Consider the following 23,616-nt stretch of genomic DNA (forward strand, 5'->3'; position numbering starts at 1 on the left):
TTCATGCAAGTCAAGAGAGGGAGGGAGGGTACGCATGAACTCGGCGAAACCGATGCTCAAATTCTAGGGCGGCCATCAGTATTTGCCTGTTAAACGCGATGCGCAATAGTCAGCAATTGACAAAAAAAGAGCCCGCATGGTGCGGGCTCCAAGGTTGTTTTCCTTTTCTTGTACTTCTACCTCCCTCCAGAGGAATCGAGATCATATGCCGAAACTATGATGGCTTGTTTGTCATAAATTCAACAAATGTCAGTTTTTCCGAAAGCTTATGGATTTCTAGAAGAAATCCCATGGCATTATGCAAAATGCTATCAACATATACATAACGCGAGTATTTCAATATCCCTTGAGGTACCTTGTTTGAATACACCCGTTGCCGCTGCGCTATCAAGAAGGCAGCCAGGTCATTTGTGTCAATAGTTACTGGGTGTGGAGATTGCTAGCACGCACACTGCGCAACTGATTGTTGGCAGTGCAATATTATGTACTAATTTTGACGGTGCTCACGGGCACACGGCCGGGCGCGTAAGCGATTCAGGGTAAGCGATAGTGCTGGGGATTCGGCCATGAAAAGCGCGGGGCTTGGGAGAAGGCCAGACCTCTGTGTAAGGGCTGCGATCAAGACGGGGCACTGGGCCGGTTTTGTGCTATTAGGCCTCCGCACAACTCGCTGCGCTGGCCTGAGGGGGTCTTGGGCGATCCGCCGGGTGGTCCATCCCGGCAATACGGCGTCTCATCCCAATCCGCGCCCAGCCCCACAGGCCAGGATGCTGCAGCGTAGGTTCAGGCGACCGGTTTGCGGCCTACCGTGCGCATGAGCTCGGCCACGCGCTGCAGATACTGGTCGAAGACCTGGTTCGCAGCGGCTTGGCTGTCGATGGGCTGCGCAACCGTGCGGCCTTCGGCCTCCAGCCGGGCGCGGATGTCCGGGCTGAGCAGCGCGGCACCAATGGCGTTGCGCAGGATGCTGACCCGCTCGGCGGGGCAGCCTTGCTTGACAAAGTAGCCTCCGCTGATGGTGTATGCAAAGTCTGGCACCAGCTTGCTTTGGCTGATCAGTGGGATATGGGCCAGCGGCGTGGGCAGCTCTTTGGAGAAGCTGGTGACGACCTTTAGACGGCCCTGGGTCTGCATCGCATCAAAGCTGGTCTGGTAGGGCAGGATGGCCAGGTCCACCTCGCCCCCAGCCACGCCCTGCAGCGCCGGAGCACCACCCTTGTAGGGCACATGCAGCAAGCTTGCACCCACGCGTGCGGCCAGCGCCTCGCCCATCAGGTGGTAGATGGAATCAATGCCCACGGTGGCATAGGTGAGCGGCTTGGCGCTGCTTTGCTTGGCCAGCGCAATCACCTTGTCCAGCGAATCGGCCTGCAGGCCATTGCGGGCCAGCAGCACGATATGCGCTTCGCTGATCGGTGCGACCAGGCTGAAATCCTTAGGCGTATAGCGGGCCGAGGGGTTGAGCATCGGCGCCAGAAACACCTCGTTGATCGAACCATGGAAGAAGGTATAGCCATCGGCCTGCGCGCTCAGCACCTTGTTGGCGCCAATCAGGCCGGTGCCGCCGCCGTAGTTCTCGACGATGACCTGCTGCTTGAGGCTCTTGCCAATCGATTCACCAAAGATGCGGGCGGCAGTATCGCTGGCGCCACCGGCGGGGTAGGGCACGACCAGCGATAGCGGCTTGGCGGGGTAGGTGTCGGCGGCCCAGGCCTGTTGCGTGGCAAGCCAGGGGGCGCCCGCCAGCAGGCTGGCGTATTGGAGAAACTGGCGGCGATGGGTGGCGGTCATGGTGCTCTCGCTCGGTGGGTTTATTGCAGATAGCTCTGTGCCAGGCTGGCCCAGAATGCCGCGCCGATGGGCAGGGCCTTGTCGTTGAAGTCATACAGCGGGTTGTGCACCATGCAGCCGCCGTCCTGCCCCAGGCCATTGCCCAGCCGCACATAGGCGCCGGGGCGGTGCTCCAGCATGTAGGCAAAGTCTTCGCTGCCCATCACCGGGCCCCGGGTCACCACGTTGTCGGCGCCCAGCAGCTGCGCGGCCACGGCGCGGGCGCGCTCGGTTTGCGCGGCATGGTTGACCAGCACCGGGTACTTGCGCTCGTACAGCAGATTGGCCTGGAGCTGGTAGCTTTGGGCCTGGGCGCCGACAAAGTCGCGCAGCCGGGTTTCGATCTGGTTGCGCACCTCGGGGTTGAGGGCGCGGATACCGATCTTGATCGTCGCGCTCTCGGGCACGATGTTGTAGGTGGCACCGGCCTGGATGGAGCCGACGGTGATGACGGCCGACTTGAGCGCATCGACCTCGCGGCTGACCAGCGACTGCAGCCCCAGCACGATGCTGGCGGCGGCCTGCATCACATCGATGCCGTGGTGGGGCATGGCGCCATGGGCGGAGCGGCCGGTCAAGGTGACGGTGGCACGGTCGAACGAGGCCATCGCGGGCCCGGTGATCATGCCGATCTGGCCCACCGGCAGGCCCGGTGTGTTGTGCAGCGCATAGATTTCATCGCAGGGAAACTGCTCGAACAGGCCGTCATCGACCATGCGCAAGGCGCCGCCTTCGTTCTCTTCCGCCGGCTGAAAAATCAGGTTCAAGGTGCCGTTGTAGTCCACCGATTCGGCCAGGTAGCGCGCCGCGCACAGCAGGATGGCGGTGTGGCCATCGTGGCCGCAGGCGTGCATCTTGCCGCTCAGGGTGCTGGCATAGGGCAGGCCGGTTTTCTCCTGGATCGGCAGCGCATCCATGTCGGCGCGAATGCCGATGCTGCGGCTGCCCTGGCCTTTTTTGAGGCGGCCCACGACGCCGGTGCTGCCCAGGCCCCGGTGCACTTCATAGCCCCAGGACTGCAGGCGCTCGGCCACCAGGTCGCTGGTGCGCAGCTCTTCAAAAGCCAGCTCGGGGAAAGCATGGATCTGGTGGCGGATGCCGACAAACTCAGGCGCAAGGGCCTGTACGGCAGATAGCAAGGCAGGGTTGAGAGGTGCGTTCATGGTGGGGCCGTCACAAAAAAGTCAAACCATTATCGAAAGCGCCATCCGTCGCGTCCATGACAACACAAGCAATCAAACGTTGCAAGAATCACAACAATGGGCGGAGGCGAGCAATGTTGAACCTGGGTATGGACGATGTGCTGGACCGCAAGCGGGCGCTGTGCCTGCTGCAGATCATGGAAACCGGCTCGGTGCGCGGCGCCGCTGATGTGCTGGCGGTGGACCCGTCAATGGTCAGCCGCACGGTGGCCCGGCTGGAGCAGGACACCGGCCTGGTGCTGCTCGAGCGCCGTGGCCGGGGCGTGGTGGTGACCGATGCCGGCCGCATGCTGGCGCTGTTTGCCCGCCGCCAGCAGGACCTGCACGACACCTTTGTGGCCGAGGTCAACAGCCTCAAGAACGCGCAATCAGGCCATCTGGACCTGGTGCTGGGCGAGGGCACCCTGGACATGGTGATGGGCCCGGTGCTGCAGGATTTTGTCAAAGCCCATGGCGATGTGCGCTACCACGTCAAGGTCGCCGGCACCGAGGAGGCCGTGCAGTGCATTCTGGAGGACCGTGCCCATATCGGCATCGTGTTCCAGCCGCCGGCCGATGCACGGCTGCGCTCCCACCATGCCCGGCTGGCGCCCGTGCGGGTGCATGTGCGCAAGGGCCATCCGCTGGCCAGCCACAGTGGGCCGTTGACCCTGGCCGATCTGGCGCCTTACCCGGGGGCGGCGCTTGAGGAATCCTTTGGCGTGCGCAAGCACATCCAGGCCGCCGAGCTGGAGGAGAACGTCCGCCTGCAACCCATGCTGACCACCAACTCCTTCAAGGTGCTGTGGGATTTTGCGGTGATGGGCCTGGGCTACATCATGACGCCGCGCTCCATCCCGCTGCAGGGTGTGGCGCTGGATACCCTGGTATCGCTGCCGCTGGCCAGCCCGGTGCTCAACCACAGCCAGCTGCATGTGGTCACCCGCAGCGGCCGGCCGCTGTCGCCGGTGGCGTCGCAACTGCTGCGGCATATGGTGGGGGTGTTTTCAGCCGCTTAGGGGGCCTGGGCCTTGGTGCTGCGTCCTGTCCCCAACCTGGCGCCTTCGCTTACCCCGGCCGCCGGGCCAGCAGTGCCCACACCCCTGCTGCCGACAGCAAACTGCCACCGGCAATATGGAACCGGCGCAAAGCTGTTGGCGAGGACAGGAGCTTGCGCGCAGACGACGCAAAGACGGCATACAGCGTGGCATTCAGGGTGGCCATCGCGACAAAGGTGAGGGCCAGAATCCAGAGCTGCTGGTGAGCGGGCGCGCCTGCGCTGATGAACTGCGGCAGGAAGGCCACAAAAAAGACGATGCCCTTGGGGTTGAGTGCTGTCACCAGGTAGGTATTGGCAAACAGCTTCCAGCGCGAGCTGGAGACGGGTGCGGCAGCCAGCTTGGACGGCGAGATGCCTGCGCGCAGCAGCTTGATGCCGAGGTAGATGAGGTACAGGCCGCCTGCCCATTTGACGGCGCTGAACCAGAAGGCCGATGCGGCCAGCAACGCACCCAGCCCCAGCAGCGACACGACCAGCGCCGTCGAATCGCCCAGTGCCACCGCTGCGACCAGCGGCACATTGGCGCGCCGCCCTTGCGCCATCGAATAGCTGATCACCGTGAGAATTGTCGGCCCCGGGATGATGAGCAGCACCGCGGATGCGGCGACAAAGGCTAACCAGAGTTCGATGGGCATGGGGGCTCCTGTTGGCGGGGGATCAGAGGCGATGGCGCTGCCTAGCTGGCACGGCCACTGTGCATGGTAAGGCGGATCGCAGCTGACCGCTGTCGGTAGCGCGCCTGAGCGGACCGGGCCCGCCATCCGCTACCAGTTATCGAGTGCCGGCGTGCCCTGGTGGTAGCGCAGCTGCCAACGGCCATCCGTCAGCAACCAAATCGACGAGCGCAAGGTGTGCTTGCTGCGGGTGCCTTGCGCATCGCACAGGGCGCTGCGGTAGGTCAGCAGCGCCACGCCGGGCGCCAGCACGGTGGCGGCATAGCCGTCCGCCACGATCTCGGCGGCGTTCGATTCGGCGCGCAGCGCTTCCACCACCGTTTCTCGCGTGTAGCGCTGGCCGGATCGGCCCGTCTCCTCAAAGGCCGGGTGCAGCAGTTGCGATACGTGCTCGGGCTGGTGGTGGCGGATCTCCGGAAGGTGGAGCTGGGCTTCCAGTTGGGAAAGCTGCTGGGTCAGGGTGGGGTCCATGCTGGGGTGTGCTGGGTGAAGGCTCAGATCTTAGTAGGTGCGCAATGCAAAGCCTCTAGCCAAACGTAAACGCATAGCCCTGCGCACCCGCATCCAGAAACTCGATCTCCAGCGTGCGCTCCTTCACCGCGCCCTGCTGGCGCACCAGCTGGTACAGCCGCGTGGCATCGACCTGGCCGTAGCCCTGGGCATCGACATCGCTGCCGTGGTGAATGCCTGGGGGCTGGCCGTCAATGGTCAGGCGAAAACGCAGCGGGGCTGCTCCAGCAGCGCCCAGCACCAGGTTGGCATCGCGGGCCTCAAAGCGCAGCGCCAGGCGGCCGCCCGCATTGTTGGCTTGTACAAACTCGGGCTTCAAGGTCCAGTTGCCCTGCAAGGTCCAGGTGTTGAGCCGCAGCGCCGCTGGCTGGTAGTCGGCTGGCTTGTCGGGGGCAGGGCGGCCTGCCAGGCGCAGGCTGCCGCCTTTGTCGTAGCCCAGGTAGAGCTCCGGGCTGCGCAGGCTGGCGGTGTCGGCGGCCATGCCCAGGCCTTGGGTGTCGGGGACCGTGTTGGCGGTAGGCGCAGGCGCTGTTGCTGCCGATGGCGCCTGGGCTTCGCGCAGCAGCTCGTTCAGCGCGCGCTCGGTGGCTGCATAGCCGCCTTCGCCAAACTGGTGGTGGCGCACCCGCCCTTGCGCGTCGACCAGGTAGAGCGCCGGCCAGTACTGGTTGTTGAAGGCGCGCCAGATGCGGAACCCGTTGTCCTGCACGACGGGGTAGCTGATCTTGAGCTGCTGCAAGGCCTTCTCGACATTGCTGCGGTCCTTCTCGAAGGCAAATTCAGGCGCATGCACCCCCACTACTACCAGGCCGCGATCGGCATACTTTTGCGCCCAGGCATTGACATAGGGCAGGGTGCGCAGGCAGTTGACGCAGGAGTAGGTCCAAAAATTGACCAGCACCACCTTGCCGCGCAGCGCGGGGATGGACTGCGGCTCGGCATTCAGCCATTGCGTGCCGCCTTCCAGGCTGGGGCGGGTCGATTCCACCGGCAGGGGGCTGGTGTAAGGGGCACCGCCGCCCAGCGGTGCTGCGGTATTGCCCGCCCGCTCCGCCGCTTGGGCCGAGGGCATCGCTGCTTGCAGCAGGCTGCTCTCCAGCCCATTGCTGCCCAAACCGCTCAATGCGCCCGATTGTGCAAGCAGGCGGCTGTCCAGCCCGGTGGCCACGGCCAGCACGGCGGCCAGCATCGCCGCGCCTGCGGCACGCCGGCCGCGCTCGCCCGGCAGCCAATGGGCCCGCAGCCGCGCCATGGTGCCGGCGCTGATGCGCAACGCGGCCCACAAGGCCAAGCCGGCACCGGCCGCATAGCTCAGCAGCAGCAGGCTGGTGGCGGTGCCCGCCCCCGCCAGTGCGGCACCCGATAGCAGCAGGCCCAGCACCGGGCCGGCGCAGGGCGACCAGATCAGACCGGTGGCCACGCCCAGCAGCGCGGAATGCAGCCAGCGCTGCTTGGGGTTCTGGGCGGCCAGCTTTTCTCCGATCTGCACCAGCGGCCGGCTCCACCAGGCGGCCAGCCCCGGGAACAGCAGGGATGCTGCAAACACGCCCAAGCCCAGCAGCGCGAGGCCCCGGCCCCACTGGCTCAACTGCACCGCCCAGGCGCCAGCGGCAGCGGCCAGCGATGCGGCGGCGGCAAAGGCCAGTGCCATGCCGATCAAGAGCGGCAGGCTGCCGTGGCGGCTGGGTTGGCCCTGGCGTGCAAAGACAAAGGGCAGAACGGGCAGGATGCAGGGGCTCAGCACGCTGAGCACCCCGGCGGCAAAGGCAACAAGGTACAAGGCCATGGCAGCTCCTTTTGTGGCTAGTTAAGGGCTTATATGCGGGTGACGTCGATGACGGCCTGGGCAAAGGCGGCAGGTGCCTCTTGGGGCAGGTTGTGGCCAATGCCGCCTTCCAGGTTGCGGTGCTGGTAGGGGCCGCTGAACTTGGCCGCATAGGCAGCAGGCGCGGGGTGCGGCGCGCCGTTGGCATCGCCCTCCATCGTGATGCTGGGCACGGCAATGCGGGGCGCGCTGGCCAGCCGGGCCTCCAGCGCATCAAAGCGCGATTCGCCCTGTGCCAGCGCAATGCGCCAGCGGTAGTTGTGCACCACGATGGCGGCATGGTCGGGGTTGTCAAAGGCCTGGGCGCTGCGCTGGTAGGTGGCATCGTCAAACTGCCATTGGGGCGAGGCCTGCTGCCAGATAAAGCGGTTGAAGGCGGCGGGGTTGGCGGCATAGCCGTCGCGGCCCCGGTCGGTGGCCAGGTAGGACTGGTACCACCAGGCGTATTCGGCCGCAGGCGCCTGGGGCTTGGCATTGGCCTGGGGGTTGCCGATCAGGTAGCCGCTCACCGACACCAGGCCGCTGACCCGCTCGGGCCAGATCGCCGCCATGATGCAGGCGGTGCGCGCACCCCAGTCAAAGGCGCCCAGCACGGCCTGGTGAATGCCGAGCGCATCCATCAGCGCAATGATGTCCTGCGCAACTGCGCCTTGCTGGCCATTGCGTGCTGTGCTGGCCGACAGAAAACGCGTGCCGCCGTAGCCGCGCAAGTAGGGCACTATGACGCGGTAGCCCGCTGCCGCCAGGCGCGGCGCCACATCGACAAAGGCATGGATGTCATAAGGCCAGCCGTGCAGCAGGATGGCGACGGGGCCGTTGGCGGGGCCCGCTTCGGCGTATTCCACGCGCAGGTCGCCGGCATCGATCTGCTTGAGCGGGCCAAAGCTGGTGGCGCCTGCCGGGCTGGCGGCGCGCGCGCTGCTGGCCAGCAAGCTGCCCATGGGCGCCAGGGCCAGGCCCAGGGCGGCATGGCCCAAGAAGCTGCGGCGGGAGGAGGAGGTGATCGGGTTCATGGAGGGCCTTTGCTTGGTGAAGGGGGGTGGGGTGCTCGGTGCCGAAACTTGTTTGTCTTGGCTGTCAGCCAGTAGACCGCCGCCATGTATGTGGCATGTGTCATGCGCCCCCCCAAATGCATGGCCGTGTAGCACGCGGCGCGGGCAGATACACAGCTATACAAAGCCGTGATGGCCGACCCCGAAAACGCCACCGCCACCTGAAAGGTGGCGGTGTTGGGTGTGGTGGGTGTTGCTTGGCGGTCTTAAGCGCGGGGCCCGCGTTTGCGCAGCGGGGTCGAGCTGCTGGCCAAGGGGCAGGGCCGGCCTGCGGGCGAGGCGATCTCAGCGGCCGCACAACCCAGCAAGAACATGCAGGCATACAGCCATTTGCGAACACTAAACATCCTGGGCCTCCACCTGGCTGGCAAACACATAACCTTCGCTGCGCACCGTCTTGATATAGCGCGGCTCGCGGGCATCATCGTTCAGGCATTTGCGCAGGCGGCTGATCATCAGGTCGATCGAGCGCTCAAACAGCTCGGCCTCGCGCCCCTGGGTGATGGACAGGATCTGGTCGCGGCTGAGCACCTTTTGCGGATGGTCCACCAGCACGCGCAGCAGCCGGTATTCGGCGCCGCTCAGCGACACCATCACGCCATCGTGGTCCAGCAGCACACGCTCCACGGTATCGAGCCGCCAGTCGCCAAAGGCCAGAAAGCGCGCTTCTTCACTGCTGCGCATATTGGGCGGCAGCATGCGGGTGCGCCGCAGTACCGATTTGATGCGTGCCAGCAGCTCGCGCGCGGCAAAGGGCTTGGGCATGTAGTCATCGGCGCCCATCTCCAGCCCCAGCACCCGGTCGGTCTCATCGCCGCGTGCCGTCAGCATGATGATGGGCGTGGTCTTGAACTTGCCGGCGCGCAGGTCGCGGCACAGGGTCAGCCCGTCTTCTCCGGGCAGCATCAGATCCAGGATGACCAGGTCGAACGGGCCGGCGATCTCCAGCAGCTGCCGCATATGCCGGCCCGTGGGTGCGGTGGTCACACGCAGGCCATTTTTTTGCAGGTAGGCGCTGACCAGGTCGCGGATATCCCGGTCGTCATCCACCAAAAGGATGTGGTCGCTGGCAGGGGAGGTGCTTGTCATGGCAGAAGGTGTCGGTGGGTCAGTGGGTGTCAGCGGGTGGCCGGCAACTGCAGGCTGGCGCGCAGGCCGCCTTCGGGGCGGTTGTGCAGGCTCAAGGTGCCGCCCAGCGACAGGCTCAGCTGGTGGGCAATGGCCAGGCCCAGGCCGGAGCCGCCGGTGTCGCGGTTGCGGGAGGCCTCGACCCGGTAGAAGGGCTGCAGCACGGCTGCAAGCTGCTCCTCGGGGATGCCCGGGCCGGCATCGCAGACGTCGATGGTCAGATGGCCGGCCTGCAGGCGCAGATGCACTTCGGCGCGCTGGCCGTATTTCAAGGCGTTGTCGATCAGGTTGCCCAGAATGCGGCGCAGCGCATTGGGGCGGGTGCTGATGGGCTGGCCTGCAGCGCCCTCCATCGTCACCGGGCTGCCGGTGTCGGCATAGTCGTTGACGATGCTGCGCAGCAGCGCATCCATGTCCAGGCGCCGCACTTTTTCGTCGGAGCCCTGTAGGGTCTTGGCATAGTTCAGCCCTTCGTGCACCAGGCTGCGCATGGCTTCGAGGTCCTGGCGAAACTTGTCGGCATCGGGCATGTCGTCCACCAGGTCCACCCGCAGCCGCATGCGCGTGATGGGGGTCTGCAGATCGTGCGAGATGGCGGCGAGGATCTGCATGCGCTCGTTCAGGTAGCCGGCCATGCGCCGCTGCATGGCATTGAAGGCACGTGCGGCGCGCACTACCTCGGCGGGGCCGGCCTCGGCCACCACGGTGGCTTGCAGGTCCGGGCCCAGCTGGTCGGCCGCCGTTGCCAGCCTCTCCAAAGGCCGGGTGACCAGGCGCACCGCCAGCCAGGCCAGGCCTGCCAGCACCAGCAGCTGGCCCAGCAGCAGCCAGGTGACCCAGCCCGATACGGGCATCGGCACGCGGCGCGCCACGATGTACAGCGATGCGCCGTCACTCAGCCGCAGCTGCATGCGCACGGCATCGGGCCGGTCGCCCAGCTGGCCCATCGCCAGCACCGGAAAGGGCTGCAAGGCATCGGCCACCACCTGCGCAAAGCGGGCCAGCGCCGGGTCGGTGGGCGCGGCGTTGCTGACTGCGCCCTCCAAAGAAAAGCTGTAATTGGGCCGCTCGAGCTTGGGGAACCAGTCCTGGCGCTCGCTGGCGGGCAGCCGGTCGATCAGCGCGACCGAGCTGGCGATATCGCGCTCAACCCCGCTGATCATCAGCCGCATCAGCGCCTGCTCACGTTCATGGCGAATGGCCATATAGGTAAGCAGCTGCGCCACCCCCATGCCCAGCACCACCAGCAAGGCGACGCGCGCCAGCAGGGTGGAAGGGACAAGCCGTTGAAGAATGCTGCGCATGGAGGTCAAGCCGGAAGGGAAGCCAAGGGGCGATCAGGCCACCGAAAGATCGACCTGGATATTGCCGCGTGTCGCCTTGGAGTACGGGCAGATCTGGTGCGCCGCCTGCACCACGGCCAGCGCCTTGTCATGCGCCACGCCCGGCACCCTGACGCTCAGCCGCGCCGCCAGCGCAAAGCCCTCGGCGTTTTGCACCAGGTCCACCTCGGCATCGACCGCCAGGTCTGCCGGCAGCTTCACGCCCAGCGGCTGCGCGGCGCGTGCCATCGCCCCCATAAAGCAGGCCGACCAGCCGGCCGCAAACAGCTGCTCGGGGTTGGTGCCCGTGCCTGCCGTGCCAAACTGGGTCAGGCGAATATCCAAATGCCCGTCATCGCTGCGCGATGCGCCGGAGCGGCCGCCAGTGGTCGTCGTGCGGCCGGTGTAGAGAACCTTGTCTTGTGCTGCGCTCATGGTCAAATCCTTTGGGAGGGGTTGTTTTGTCAAACTGACGGAGCGATTGTTCAAGCCCGCGGCGCTTTGGCAAAGGGGTTTTCTGACCGAATGTAGCGCTGGGAGAGGCAGTGTACAAAACTATACAAAAGTCTTTGTTCAAGCGCATCGCTTCGTGCCTGCGAGCGATGGCATGGGGTCTGGAGTGTGTGCTGCCGCTAATGCAAGGACTGGTGTTGGCGTGAACGAACGATTACAATGCCGAAATGTTCACCGTCAAGCGCACTGTTGAATTCGATGCCTGGCTCCTTGGCCTGCGTGACACGATGACGCGTATTCGCCTGGCCAAGCGTTTGGACAAGGTCACACGTGGTTTGATGGGCGACTGTAAATCCGTTGGCGCAGGCGTTTACGAAATGCGAGAAGACTTTGGCCCAGGCTGGCGTATGTACTACGTGCAGCGTGGAGATGTGGTGGTAGTCATGCTGGGCGGTGGTGACAAGTCCAGCCAACAAGCGGATATCGCTGCTGCCCAGGCGCTGGCTGCCACTTTGGAGCCGGAAGAGGGCGAGAAGGAGTAGATGATGGTCAAGATTGCAGACCTGCCCAACTTTGACATGGCAGAGCATTTGAAAACGGATGAAGAGGTGGCCGCCTATTTGACCTTGGTGATGGAGGAAGAAGATCCTTCCGAGCTTGCGCATGCCCTGGGTGTGATTGCGCGCGCGCGTGGTATGGGCGACATAGCAAGTGCCAGCGGCCTGACCCGAGAGGCGCTGTACAAGGCGCTGCGTCCGGGCAGTCATCCGCGCTTTGACACTATTTGGCGTGTGTGTGCAGCGCTCGGCGTTCGCCTGGTTGCGCAGCCGATCAATCCCTAGGCGCAGACGCGCTGGACACCCGAAGAAACAAGACCCATCCATGCCCGCCTTCCCTGCCAAGCCCAGCGTTGTTGGCTTGTGAACGGCGGCGTATGAAGTGTTCCAATTCTGGCTCTCTGTAAATAAGATGAATTCTCATTTGCATCTATAATTCCCCGCTTACCGTCTCGCTACGCGCTACAGATCCAGCGGCCGCCACATCTTGATTGCCACCTGACGGGCAATACCAATGCACCTGATGGGGCTCGATCCGCTGTGGCTGCGCATGCTTACTACAAAGAACTGCTGAACTTCTGCGCCCGCACTTTGAAAAACCGCGACACGGCGGCCGATCTGGTACAGGAGGCCTATGTGCGCCTCTTTGGCGTGCAGCAGTCGGGCACCCAGGTGGCAGATCCGCGCGCGCTGCTGTTCCGCACCGCGCGCAATCTGCTAACGGACGAGTACCGGCGCGAGCAGGTGCGCAGCCACCAAAGCCTGGAAGCGCTGGACGAAGCGCAGCAGCCGCTGGCACCCAGGCACCTGCAACCCGAGGAGGTGCTGGCCTTCAGCCAGTATGCGAGAGCGGTATACCTTGCGATTGAAAGCCTGCCACCGCGCTGCCGCGAGGCCTTTGTGTTGAACCGCTTCGATGGTCTGTCGCACCAGCAAGTGGCCGAGCACATGGGCATCTCCCGCAATATGGTGGCCCAGCATGTGATCCGTGCGGTCCTGGTCTGCAAGGCCTGTGATGACCGCTTCCATGGCCGTGCTGCCGCCGCAGCGCCCGCTGGCCATGGCGCCGATACAAAGGTTCGGCGCCCATGAGCCAGCCAGAGCTCCACCACCGCCACAGCGCGCCCAGCAGACCGTTGCCAGCTTCCCCCCAGGAGGCAGCGGATGCGCGCGACTATGCCGAGTTCATTGCCGGCCAGGATCCGCTGGAGGTTGAGGCCATCGGCTGGATGGTGCGCCGCCAGGACGGGCTGACCGCCGAAGAAGAGGCGGAGTTGCAGGAATGGCTGGAGCGCGACCCCGAGCATGCCAAGGCCTTGGAGCAGGCCGAAGGCGTTTGGGGCCGCATGGATGAGCTGCCTGAGGAGGGCGTGGATGCGCTGAAGGCGGGCTTGCCAACCAGCGCTGAAGGCCCAGCACCCTTGGCGCTGCCACCGATAGCGGGCCGTGCCGCTGCTCACGAGCGACGCCGCCCATCAGGCGCACCAAGCTCGCCCGGGCGCCGCGCCTGGTTGGCCAACCTGGGCTGGCTCGTTCCCCAGGCTGGCGTGGCCGCCGTCGCACTGGGCGTGGTGGGCAGCGGCTGGTATGGCTGGAATATCTGGCAGCAGCAGCCGACCTTTACGCAAAGCATGGCGACGGCCCGGGGCGAGCAGCGGCAGCTGGCGCTGCCCGATGGCAGCACCCTGTGGCTGGACACCGCTACGCAGGTGGAGGTGACCCTGTACCGCCAACGCCGCGAGGTGCGGCTGCTGGAGGGGCAGGCCTTCTTCAGCGTACAGCCCAACAGCGCCCAGCCCTTTGATGTGCTGGCCGGCGCGACGAGGGTCACGGTCGTGGGCACGCGCTTTTCGGTGCGGAACACGCGCAGTGGGCTGGGGGATGAGGGCCAAGTCAGCGTGGCGGTGGAGCAAGGCCGCGTGCGCGTGGCCAGCCGCCAGCGCACGCAGGAGCTGGAGGGTGCAGCGGTGGAGCTGGTCGCAGGCCAGTCCGTCAGCACCGATGCCAGCGGTCTGCCCGGGCCGGTGCAGCACGAGGCTGCACCTGCGGCCAACTGGCGCGAAGGCCGGGTCAGCTTCAACGGCAGCACGCTGGCCCAGGCGGTGGCCGAGTTTGAACGCTATGGCGATACCGGTCTGGTGATCCGCGATCCGGCCGTCGGCGCACTCAAGGTGCATGGCAGTTTTGAGCTGCGGCAGCTGGCAGCCTTTGCCCGTGCCTTGCCCCGGGTGCTGCCGGTGCGCCTGGTGCCCAAGGATGGCAAGACGGAAATCACCGCTGCACGCGGTGGTTGAGGCCATGGTGGAAGCAGTGGGGCGCAGCGCAAATGCACGGCATGGGCAAGCCTGCGAGATGGAGACAAAAAATTTTCAAGAATTTGTTGGCAGCGACCTCAACACCTCGGCCCCTCATGCGTCAGCACAGCTAGGAACCTAACTTTCTACTGTGGAGATCGTATTCATGCCGCAACCGCGCTTCCAACTCGCGCCCCTCGCTTTAGCCACCGCGCTCGCCCTGCCGCTGCTGGCAATCAGTGCCATGCCCGCCCATGCCCAGACCAGCGCCGCTATGCCCATCTCCGTGCCAGCGCAGCCGCTGGGCACGGCCTTGAACGAGCTGGCGCGCCAGGCCCGCTTGCAGCTGATGGTGCATCCTGACCTGGTCGCCGGCAAGCAGGCTCCGGCCGTGGCGGGCAACCTGACGCCCCGGCAGGCGCTGGACCGGGTGCTGCAGGGCAGTGGCCTGGTCGCGGAAGTGCAGGGTGCCGAGGTGATCGTCAGAAAAGCGCCTTCGCCTGATCCCCGGGATGCGGCCACCTTGTCGACGGTGACCGTCACTGCCCAGTCCGACGTGAGTGGCGTGACCGAGGGCACGGGTGCCTACACCACCAACAAGGTACGCACGGCGACCAAGATGGACTTGTCCATCCGCGAGACGCCGCAGGCCGTCAGCGTGGTGACGCAGCAGCAGATGCGTGATGCCAATATGCAGTCGCTGGACGATGTGACCGAAGCGCTGCCCGGGGTGACCTACAGCAAGCTGGGCACCGAGCGCTCCTACTTCTATTCGCGCGGCTTCCAGATCACCGACCTGCAGATCGACGGCATGTCCACCAGCATGGCCGAGAGTTTTTCCGCAGACGCCATGTCGCTCAACAACATGGCGATCTATGACCGGGTCGAGGTGGTGCGCGGCGCCAATGGACTGCTGCAGGGCTCGGGCAATCCGTCGGCCGTCATCAACCTGGTGCGCAAGCGACCTACGCGCGAGTTCCAGATGAGCGCCGAGCTGGGCGCGGGCTCCTGGGCGGATTACCGCGCGCAGCTCGATGTGTCCGGCCCGCTCAATGCCGCTGGCAGCTTGCGCGGCCGTGCCGTGGTGTTCGACAACCAGGCCAACAGCTTCAAGCAGGGGGCCGAAGCCGACAACCGCATGCTCTACGCAATCGTAGAGGCCGACCTGGGCAGCGCGACCACGGCCAGCCTGGGCTTCAGCGCCCAGCGCGACAACCACCAGGGCTATGACTGGGGCGGCTTCAACACGCGGGCCGATGGCTCCTTTTACGATCTGGACCGCTCGGCCTCGCAGGCCGGCGCGGGCGCGCACCTCAACCGCGACAACTACAGCGTTTTTGGTGACCTCAAGCACCGCCTGGGCAACGGCTGGAACCTGACGGCCGCGTTCAACACGGTGCGCTCCGACGCCAGCTTTGTCGCCAACTACCCGGCGCGGGTATCGGACACAGGCCAGACCCTGTCCTGGGTGGATGCGGAGTACAAGGACAAGCAAGTCGCCTTTGACCTGCATGCCACCGGCCCCTACACGCTGTTTGGCCGTGAGCACCAGCTGATGCTGAGCCTGAGCCGCCGCCGGGACAACTTCGACTACGACATCTTTGCGGCCCAGAGCTCGCAGACCATCGACATCTCCAGCTTTGACTTCTCATCGATCCGGGTGCCGGGTTTCAGCAGCACACCCACCGCGTATGCGCTGGAGCGCAACGAGAAGGGCGCAGCGGTGGCTACCCGCCTGAGCGCCACGGATGCGCTGAGCTTCATCATCGGCAGCCGCCTGAGCTGGTCGGACTATGCATCGCGCAGCCCCTACACCAACGCGTCTTTCGACTCCGGCCGCCAGGTGATTCCGTATGCCGGCGTGGTCTATGACCTGAGTGCCGCGCATGCGCTCTACGCCAGCTACACCGATATCTACGCGATCCAGCAGTACTACAGCCCGAACGGCCTGCTGGCGCCGGTCAAAGGCAAGAACTATGAAGTGGGGATGAAGAGCCAGTTCTTCGATGGCCGCCTGCAGACGGCCGTGGCCCTGTTCCAGACCGACCAGCTCAACCTGCCAGTCGCCCTGAACGTGGCCTCGACCTGCGGTTTGACCGGCGCCATCCGTTGCTACACCGAGGGCGCCAAGGTGCGCAACCGGGGCATTGATCTGGAGGTATCGGGCTCGCCCACCCCCTGCTGGAACCTGGCCGCCGGCTTTACCTACAGCGATCCGAAATACGTGGCTGGCCCCAATGACGGCCTGCCCTACAACACCACCTTGCCGCGCAAGATCTTCAAGGTCTCGACCGACTACCGCCTGCCGGGCGGGAAGTGGCGCCTGGGTGGCAATGTGCAGGCGCAAAGCGCCATGTCGTACAGCGGCAGTGGCTATCGCATCCAGCAAGGCGGCTATGCGCTGCTCAACCTGCATGCGGCCTACCAGTTCAACAACCACCTGCGCCTGCAGCTGAATGTGCGCAATGCGCTGGACAAGCACTACTACCAGTCGATTCCTACCAACAACAACTACGGCGGCGTGTTTGTAGGCACGCCGCGCAGTTTTGCGATGACCTTGCGCTATGACTATTGAGCGAATGCCAGTAACTGCGATCCAAGCGGCGGATGCAGCCAGCAGCCCCAACAACCGGAGGCTCCATTGCCGACTCCCTTGATCGAACTGCGCGGCATCCGCAAATGCTATGGCGGTGGCAGCACTGGCCGGCCCGAGGTGGAGGTGCTGCATGGCATTGACCTGTCCATCCAGGCGGGCGAGTTTGTCGCCATCGTCGGCCAATCGGGCTCGGGCAAATCCACGCTGATGAACCTGCTCGGTTGCCTGGACCGGCCCAGCGCCGGCAGCTACCACTTCAACGGGCAGGATGTGGCGGCGCTGGATGCCGATGCGCTGGCCTGGCTGCGGCGCGAGGCCTTTGGCTTTGTGTTCCAGGGCTACCACCTGATAGCGACCGATTCCGCACAAGAGAACGTGGAGATGCCCGCCATCTATGCGGGCAGCGCTAGGCCAGCGCGGGCATCGCGTGCCCAGGCCTTGTTGGGCCGGCTGGGGCTGGCAGACAAGCGGCATCTGCGGCCCAACCAATTGTCCGGCGGGCAGCAGCAACGGGTATCGATTGCGCGGGCCTTGATGAACGGTGGCCGCATCATCCTGGCCGATGAACCCACCGGCGCGCTGGACAGCCAAAGCGGCGCCGAGGTGATGGCCCTGCTGCACGAACTGGCCGATGCCGGCCACACCATCCTCTTGATCACCCATGACCGCAAGGTAGCGGCGCAGGCCCGCCGCGTGATCGAGATCCGGGATGGCTGCATCGTCAGCGACACCGAGCCGAACCCTTGCACAGCGCCATCGCAGGCCGCCTTGCCACCGCCGGACATGGATGAGGCAATGCAGAAGTCTGGCAGCCAACCCTTTGCCGACCTGCGGGAAGCGCTGCACTCGGCCTGGCGCTCCATGCGCATCCACCGCGCACGCACGGCCTTGACCCTGCTGGGCATCGTCATCGGCGTGGCCTCTGTCATCGTGATGCTGGCCGTCGGCATGGGCGCCCGCCAGGAGGTGGTGGCACGCATGGGCGCGATGGGGGCGACGGTGATGTACATCAACAACCGCAAACCACCCCAAGGCGGGCCGACTGGTGTGACCACCTTGGCGGACCTGGAGGCAGTAGAACAGCTGCCCGAGGTGGCCCATGCCATGCCGGTAGCACGCGACCCGGCCACCGTGCGCTACGGCAATGTGGCCTGGCAGGGCGACACCATCGCAGCCACCAGCGCATGGCCAGCCATCCACAACTGGCCCGTGGCGCAAGGGCGCTTTTTTACCGATGCCGAAGATGCTGAGCTGGCCCCCGTCGTAGTGATTGGCAAGAAGGTGCATGAGCGCTTTTTTGAAGGCCGCAAAGCGCTGGGCGAGCTGCTGCTGATTGGCACCACGCCATTCCAGGTGGTGGGTGTCATGTCAGAAAAAGGCGCAGGCGATGGCGGCCAGAGCCAGGATGACCTGGTCGTTGTTCCCTACCGCTCGGGCATCCTGCGCATCTTCCCCAACGGCAAAAGTTTTGACCCGCACTACACAGTCATCCAGGCTCGCGATTCCCAAAGCGTGCTGCCCGCGCAAGCAGCCATTGAAAACCTGCTGCGCCTGCGCCACGGCCGCGAAGACTTCTACGTCGCCAACGCCGCCGCCCGCCTGCAGGCCGAAGCCCAGGCCAAGGATTCCATGACCACCATGCTCAGCCTGATCGCCGCCGTCTCGCTGCTGGTCGGCGGCATCGGCGTGATGAACGTGATGCTGATGGCCGTCAAAGAGCGCACCCGCGAAATCGGCATCCGCATGGCAACTGGCGCACGCCAGTGGGATATTCAGCGCCATTTCATGACCGAGGCGGTGCTGGTGACCATGGTGGGCGGGACCGTGGGCGTGTTTCTTGGGGTGTTGATTGGCGCGGTGCTGGTCTTTTTGGGGGGCGCTGTTGTGCTTTCTGTTAGTGCGATGCTGCTGGCTTTTGGGTGCGCGGTGGTGACCGGCTTGGTGTTTGGGTGGATGCCGGCGCGGCAGGCGGCGCGGTTGGAGCCGGTGGTGGCTTTGGGTGGTTAGGGGGAGGGTGCTGGCTTCTAACGCAGCTGTCGCAGTCGCCGACCGTTACGGCTTCCCGACCCAGCCAAGCCGCTACTGCGTCACTGAGGAGGGGCTTGGGAAGGGAAAGGGGCTCAATAATGTGCCACACCCAAGTACTCCCATTTCTGCCGTGCTACAGTTACGCCGCTGCGCCAGTAAAGCGCAGTCGGGATTGGCGTCCCGATTCCCGCTGCGACGCAAGCCGCAGTCTCTTCCGCAGAGTACCTGCGGCTTGTTTGTTCGTGCTCGTTTTATGGCGGCTCGGGCAGGGAGCCGCGAGGCTCGCCGGTATGCGCAAGCGGGGCCGGTACGCCAACCTGTTCGAGCTGCCGCCCCCATTGGCGTGGGAAGCGGTGGTTGTAGCAAACCATCCTGATTGGAGTCCACCATGGCTCAGTCCTCCCTCGCGCGCATCTCTGCGCCTACTTCCTGCCTGGGCGAAGTCGCCCTTATCCAACTGCATCCCGACGCGTGCAACGCGCTGAACATGGTCATACAGGCACTAATGCCTGCACTGCGCAACCTGTCCAGGAATCAGGAGGCGTCATCATGAACAGCAAGCCCCAAGCTGCCCGCGCGGCAGCAAAAGCCGGCTCATCCGTGGATTCCAGCTCGGATACTTCCCGCCCGAATACCGCTTATGCCGATGCCATCCAGGCCATCGCTGGTCATGGCGACCAGCCTCTGGACATTCACGACATTTGCAGGCTCCGGCGGGCTTGCGGCTTCACCGACGACCTGGTGCTGACGGAGTCGGAAGCCCAAGCGATCAACACGCGCTTGTATGGCTTGAGTGCTATATCAGCGCTGCTGATTGGGGCGGATGATGGCGGGTCGTTTAAGCTGAGCAAGTGGCTGCAAGGCGGTCTGCACAGTGCTTTATATGCGCTGACCGAGGATGCGCAGGCGGCGCTGCATCGGGCGAATGAGAAGGCAGCCGAGGGGCGGAAGGGTGGCGCAGGGTGACCTGGCCGTCGTTCCCGAGCGCTTGGGCATCTTCCCCATGGCAATAGTTTTGACACGCCGGATGGGGCCGTGGGCGTGGTCATCGGGGTGTTGATTGGGTGGACGCAGGCTCGGTAGGCGGCTCGGTTAGAGCCGGGGCGATTCAAGCTGCACATCGGCATTGATGCACAAACGCTGCAGGTACGGGCGATCTGCGTCGCTTCCAACAATGTCAGCGACGCTGCCGTTATGCCTGAATTGCTGCCACGGGTTCCAGTCCAAAAACCGCTGCTGACCGTCACAGATGATCAGGGCTATGAAACCCAGCCCGTGCGTGCGATCAAGATGCAGCGCAATGCCACGCCTTTGCGCACCGTAATGCGGCCATCGCCGCATATTTTTGTAGGTTAGCGCCTGTGCATCGGTTCGGAAATTCACCCCAAGCCCGTGCCATACTCTCCCTCGTACGGGTGAAACCCCAAGCCCTCGTTCGTAATACATGACCCAACAAACCAATAACCTCGCCGCCGACCTGTGGGCTCTGGCCGATTTGCTGCGCGGCGATTTCCGTCAGAGCCAATACGGCCGCGTCATCCTGCCCTTTGCGCTGCTGCGCCGTTTGGAATGTGTGCTGCAGGGCAGCAAGCCCGCTGTGCTGGCTGAAAGCGCCAAGGTCGAGAAAATGGCCATTGCCGAAGAGGCCAGAGAAAAGCTGATCCTGCGCGCTACCGGTGGCCTGAGCTTCTTCAACACCTCGCCCATGGACCTGAGCACCTTGGGCGAGTCTGGCATCAAGGCCAATCTGGAGCGCTACATCCAGTGCTTCTCCAAAGATGCTCGCGAGATTTTTGACCACTTCAAGTTCGCCGAATTCATTGGCCTTTTGAACGACGCCAATCTGCTCTACAAAGTGGTGAAAAAAGTCCGCACCATGGACCTGCATCCCAATGCCGTGTCTAACTACGAAATGGGCCTGGTGTTTGAAGAGCTGATCCGCAAGTTTGCTGAAAGCTCCAACGACACTGCGGGTGAACACTTCACCCCGCGCGACATCGTGCGCCTCACCACCTCGCTGGTGTTCATGGAAGACGATGAAGCCCTCACCAAGCCCGGCATCATCCGCACCATTTACGACCCCACAGCGGGTACAGGAGGGTTTCTTTCGGCGGGCATGGAATATGTGCATGAGCTGAACCCGCAGGCCGTGATGCGCGCCTTTGGCCAGGAGCTCAACCCCGAGAGCTACGCCATCTGCAAGGCCGACATGCTTATCAAGGGGCAGGATGTGAGCAACATCAAGCTTGGTAACACGCTCTCCAACGACCACCTCTACGCCAGCAAGTTCGACTACATGCTCTCCAACCCGCCCTTTGGCGTGGACTGGAAAAAGATCGAAGGCGACATTACCAACGAACACACCCTTAAAGGCTTTGATGGCCGCTTTGGCCCCGGCCTGCCGCGGGTGTCCGATGGGTCGCTGCTGTTTTTGCTTCATCTCATCAGCAAACTGCGCGATGTGAAGGATGGTGGCTCGCGCATCGGCATCATCCTCAACGGCTCGCCGCTGTTTACTGGCGGCGCAGGCTCGGGTGAATCGGAAATCCGCCGCCATATTCTGGAAAGCGATCTGCTCGAAGCCATCGTCGCCCTGCCCACCGACATGTTCTACAACACCGGCATTGCCACCTATGTGTGGGTGCTGTCGAACAAAAAGCCTGCTGAGCGCAAAGGCAAGGTGCAGCTCATCAATGGCGCCAACCTTTGCGGCAAGATGCGCAAATCGTTGGGCAGCAAGCGCAATGTGATGGACGAGGCCGACATTGCCACCATCACCCGTTGCTTTGGCAACTTTGAGGTGGTGGAAGCGCTGGCGCTCAACAAACCGGCGGAAGCCAAAAGCAACCGGGGTCGCCCGGCCGCCAACCCCAAGCCCGAAGCCGTCAAAACCTTTGCCAGCAAAATTTTTTCCACGCATGAGTTTGGCTACCGCCGCATCACCATCGAGCGGCCCCTGCGCTTGTCGTGGCAGTTCAGCGATGAACGCATTGCCAGCCTGCGCTTTGAGTCAGGCAACCTGAATGCGGCCATGCAGTGGGTCTACGCCGAGTACGGCCAGTCCTACTGGCAAGACGCTGCCGATTGCGACCTCTACGGCCAGCTGGACGACTACACCGAAGAAATACGCGCCCACCTCAAGCGCGACTTTGCCAGCCTCAAGGAAAAGCAGATCAAAGACCTGCTCGACGCCCGCACCTGGCTGGCACAAAAGGACGTATTGCTCAAGGGCCGCGCCCTGCAAAGCGCAATCGGCAGCGCCCCGCACGACGACTTCAATGCCTATGACGAAGCCATCAAGGGCGCCAGCAAAAAGGCAGGCATTACGCTGGACGCGAAAGAGAAAAAGCAGATTGCCGATGCCGTGAGCTGGAAGAACCCCGCCGCTGAAAAGGTGGTCAAGAAGGTGCACAAAGGCAAGTCCCATCCGCTCTACGGCCTGTTCGCAGTGAACCAGGAGGTCATCGAATACCAAGCCGATGGCGAGCTGCGCGATTTTGAAAACGTGGCCCTGGACCCCAACGGCACTGTGAGCGAGAGCGTCGAGGCCTACTTCATCGCCGAAGTGCAGCCCCATGTGTCCGATGCGTGGATAGACGGCAGCAAGCGCGACGCCAAAGATGGTGAGATTGGCATCGTCGGTTATGAGATTCCGTTTAACCGCCACTTTTACCAGTACCAGCCGCCACGGCCGTTGGAAGAGATAGATGCCGACTTGGACGCCGTGAGCGCCGAAATCATGGCCCTGCTGCGTGAGGTGCATTCGTGAGTCGGTACAAGTCTTATCCGCAGTACGAAAAATCAAAACTCCAATGGGCAGACAGAACACCAAAGCACTGGAATTCTGTACATCTTCGCTGGATTGCAAAACTATATGCCGGAGGTACGCCATCCAAGGCTATTGAGGAGTATTGGAAAAATGGGTCAGTGCCTTGGATTAATTCTGGCGAGGTAAGTCAAGGCCTAATTTCGGAAGTCTCAACCTACATTACAGAAGCTGCCTACAAAAACAGCAGTGCGAAATGGATTCCTAAAAATGCACTGGTGATGGCGCTTGCGGGGCAGGGAAAAACGAAAGGAATGATTGCGCAGCTGGCAATAGATGCTACATGCAATCAGTCTATGGCTGCCATCGTTCCTCAAGACTTACAGAATTCACGTTATTTATTCTGGTGGTTGCACTCAAACTACCAGAACATCAGAAACATGGCCGGAGGCGACCTTCGAGATGGCCTAAATTTAGAGTTATTGGGCGATATAGGTTGTCCGATTCCAAATGTAGAAGAACAGTTGTCCATCGCCGCCTTCCTCGACCACGAAACGGCGAAGATTGATGTCTTGATCGAAAAGCAGTTGCGGCTGATTGAGTTGCTCAAGGAAAAGCGCCAAGCCGTCATCAGCCACGCCGTCACCAAAGGCCTCAACCCCAACGCCCCGATGAAAGACTCCGACGTGGATTGGTTAGGCGAGGTGCCTGCGCATTGGACTGTTTGTAGGCTTAAGCATGCAATTAAATCTGGCTCCTCGATCTCATACGGAATTGTTCAGCCTGGAGAGCCGCTAGATGATGGGGTTCCATTTGTGCAAACGACAAATATGAGTCGTGGCAGCTTCGGGATTGATGATCTTCAGAAAACCACAAAAGAAATTGCTGCTGCCTACCCAAGATCGACGCTTGAAGGTGGTGAGGTAATTTTAGGAATACGTGCATCAATTGGAGCCGCCCACGTTGTTCCAGAAAGCCTTAAGGGTGTAAATCTCTCTCGAGGCGTTGCACGAATAACTCCCGGCATGAGTTTGCTATCCAGTTATTTGGTCCTTTTCTTTGGGACTGATGCTGTTAGTCGCTATTGGGAGTTGAGCAAGCAGGGCAGCACATTCAGTGAGGTGTCCATCGAGACCGTGCGAGAGATGAGTTTGTTGATTCCTCCCAAATCTGAGCAACTTGAGATAGAAAAATCTATAAAGCAACGGCTTTCCAAAATGGACGTTGTTCTAAATTTGGCAGTTAATAAAGTCTCTCTTTTGCAAGAGCGCCGCACAGCCGTAATATCTGCCGCCGTCACCGGCAAGATTGACGTGCGCGACTGGCAAGCTGCCGCCTGA

At 63.2% G+C, this 23,616-nt stretch carries 19 protein-coding genes and 1 pseudogene; 11 read left to right on the top strand and 9 right to left on the bottom strand.

Annotated elements, in window-relative coordinates:
* Positions 1-783: 783 nt before the first annotated feature.
* Together ACCQ08_RS13675 and ACCQ08_RS13680 are read right to left on the bottom strand one after the other, a co-directional pair.
* Complete coding sequence (locus tag ACCQ08_RS13675) at positions 784-1,791, bottom strand: Bug family tripartite tricarboxylate transporter substrate binding protein (protein WP_373450110.1); 1,008 nt, start codon at positions 1,789-1,791, stop codon at positions 784-786.
* A 20-nt stretch (positions 1,792-1,811) separates the two neighbouring features.
* Positions 1,812-2,993 (bottom strand): M20 aminoacylase family protein, encoded by a 1,182-nt coding sequence (locus ACCQ08_RS13680; protein WP_373450111.1) that lies wholly within the window; start codon positions 2,991-2,993, stop codon positions 1,812-1,814.
* Positions 2,994-3,121: 128 nt separating this feature from the next.
* Here ACCQ08_RS13680 and ACCQ08_RS13685 point away from each other — a divergent pair, with 128 nt between their 5' ends.
* The gene (locus ACCQ08_RS13685; protein WP_373450174.1) at positions 3,122-4,030 is read left to right on the top strand and encodes a LysR family transcriptional regulator; all 909 of its coding nucleotides are present in this window, start codon (positions 3,122-3,124) and stop codon (positions 4,028-4,030) included.
* 49 nt (positions 4,031-4,079) lie between these two features.
* On the opposite strand, the gene ACCQ08_RS13690 is transcribed toward ACCQ08_RS13685, so the two are convergent.
* The 7 genes from ACCQ08_RS13690 to ACCQ08_RS13720 form a co-directional block, all read right to left on the bottom strand.
* A complete protein-coding gene (locus tag ACCQ08_RS13690) occupies positions 4,080-4,706 on the bottom strand; it encodes a LysE family translocator (protein WP_373450112.1) in 627 nt (208 codons plus the stop codon).
* 129 nt (positions 4,707-4,835) lie between these two features.
* Complete coding sequence (locus tag ACCQ08_RS13695; RefSeq protein WP_373450113.1) at positions 4,836-5,216, bottom strand: DUF4440 domain-containing protein; 381 nt, start codon at positions 5,214-5,216, stop codon at positions 4,836-4,838.
* Between the two features lie 55 nt (positions 5,217-5,271).
* On the bottom strand, positions 5,272-7,041 hold the full coding sequence (locus ACCQ08_RS13700; RefSeq protein WP_373450114.1) for a cytochrome c biogenesis protein DipZ: 1,770 nt from the start codon (positions 7,039-7,041) through the stop codon (positions 5,272-5,274).
* Between the two features lie 29 nt (positions 7,042-7,070).
* A complete protein-coding gene (locus ACCQ08_RS13705) occupies positions 7,071-8,093 on the bottom strand; it encodes an alpha/beta fold hydrolase (protein ID WP_373450115.1) in 1,023 nt (340 codons plus the stop codon).
* 378 nt (positions 8,094-8,471) lie between these two features.
* Complete coding sequence (locus ACCQ08_RS13710) at positions 8,472-9,221, bottom strand: response regulator (RefSeq protein WP_373450116.1); 750 nt, start codon at positions 9,219-9,221, stop codon at positions 8,472-8,474.
* Between the two features lie 29 nt (positions 9,222-9,250).
* Positions 9,251-10,564, bottom strand: a complete 1,314-nt coding sequence (locus tag ACCQ08_RS13715) for a sensor histidine kinase (protein WP_373450117.1) — start codon at positions 10,562-10,564, stop codon at positions 9,251-9,253.
* Between the two features lie 33 nt (positions 10,565-10,597).
* Positions 10,598-11,017: an Ohr family peroxiredoxin gene (locus ACCQ08_RS13720; protein ID WP_373450118.1), complete on the bottom strand. Its 420-nt coding sequence runs from the start codon at positions 11,015-11,017 to the stop codon at positions 10,598-10,600.
* A 245-nt stretch (positions 11,018-11,262) separates the two neighbouring features.
* Between ACCQ08_RS13720 and ACCQ08_RS13725 the strand changes: the two genes are divergently transcribed.
* The 10 genes and pseudogenes from ACCQ08_RS13725 to ACCQ08_RS13770 all read left to right on the top strand — a co-directional run bounded on the left by ACCQ08_RS13725 (position 11,263) and on the right by ACCQ08_RS13770 (position 23,616).
* On the top strand, positions 11,263-11,577 hold the full coding sequence (locus ACCQ08_RS13725) for a type II toxin-antitoxin system RelE/ParE family toxin (protein WP_369461166.1): 315 nt from the start codon (positions 11,263-11,265) through the stop codon (positions 11,575-11,577).
* Between the two features lie 3 nt (positions 11,578-11,580).
* On the top strand, positions 11,581-11,877 hold the full coding sequence (locus ACCQ08_RS13730; RefSeq protein WP_259164108.1) for an addiction module antidote protein: 297 nt from the start codon (positions 11,581-11,583) through the stop codon (positions 11,875-11,877).
* Between the two features lie 255 nt (positions 11,878-12,132).
* Entirely contained in the window at positions 12,133-12,684 is a 552-nt protein-coding gene (locus tag ACCQ08_RS13735) for a sigma-70 family RNA polymerase sigma factor (RefSeq protein ID WP_373450119.1), read from the top strand.
* 44 nt (positions 12,685-12,728) lie between these two features.
* Positions 12,729-13,886 (top strand): FecR domain-containing protein, encoded by a 1,158-nt coding sequence (locus ACCQ08_RS13740; RefSeq protein ID WP_373450120.1) that lies wholly within the window; start codon positions 12,729-12,731, stop codon positions 13,884-13,886.
* A 244-nt stretch (positions 13,887-14,130) separates the two neighbouring features.
* Positions 14,131-16,461: a TonB-dependent siderophore receptor gene (locus ACCQ08_RS13745; protein WP_373450121.1), complete on the top strand. Its 2,331-nt coding sequence runs from the start codon at positions 14,131-14,133 to the stop codon at positions 16,459-16,461.
* A 66-nt stretch (positions 16,462-16,527) separates the two neighbouring features.
* Positions 16,528-18,489: an ABC transporter permease gene (locus ACCQ08_RS13750; protein ID WP_373450122.1), complete on the top strand. Its 1,962-nt coding sequence runs from the start codon at positions 16,528-16,530 to the stop codon at positions 18,487-18,489.
* Between the two features lie 570 nt (positions 18,490-19,059).
* Complete coding sequence (locus tag ACCQ08_RS13755) at positions 19,060-19,476, top strand: hypothetical protein (RefSeq protein ID WP_373450123.1); 417 nt, start codon at positions 19,060-19,062, stop codon at positions 19,474-19,476.
* Between the two features lie 144 nt (positions 19,477-19,620).
* Positions 19,621-19,824: pseudogene (locus ACCQ08_RS13760) on the top strand (IS5/IS1182 family transposase); the annotation flags it as partial.
* Between the two features lie 130 nt (positions 19,825-19,954).
* Positions 19,955-22,279: an N-6 DNA methylase gene (locus tag ACCQ08_RS13765; RefSeq protein ID WP_373450124.1), complete on the top strand. Its 2,325-nt coding sequence runs from the start codon at positions 19,955-19,957 to the stop codon at positions 22,277-22,279.
* On the top strand, positions 22,276-23,616 hold the full coding sequence (locus ACCQ08_RS13770) for a restriction endonuclease subunit S (protein ID WP_373450125.1): 1,341 nt from the start codon (positions 22,276-22,278) through the stop codon (positions 23,614-23,616). Before ACCQ08_RS13765 ends, ACCQ08_RS13770 begins: the two co-directional genes overlap by 4 nt.

The sequence above is a fragment of the Comamonas sp. SY3 genome (assembly GCF_041730275.1).
GTDB classification, from domain to species: Bacteria; Pseudomonadota; Gammaproteobacteria; order Burkholderiales; family Burkholderiaceae_C; genus Comamonas; species Comamonas sediminis.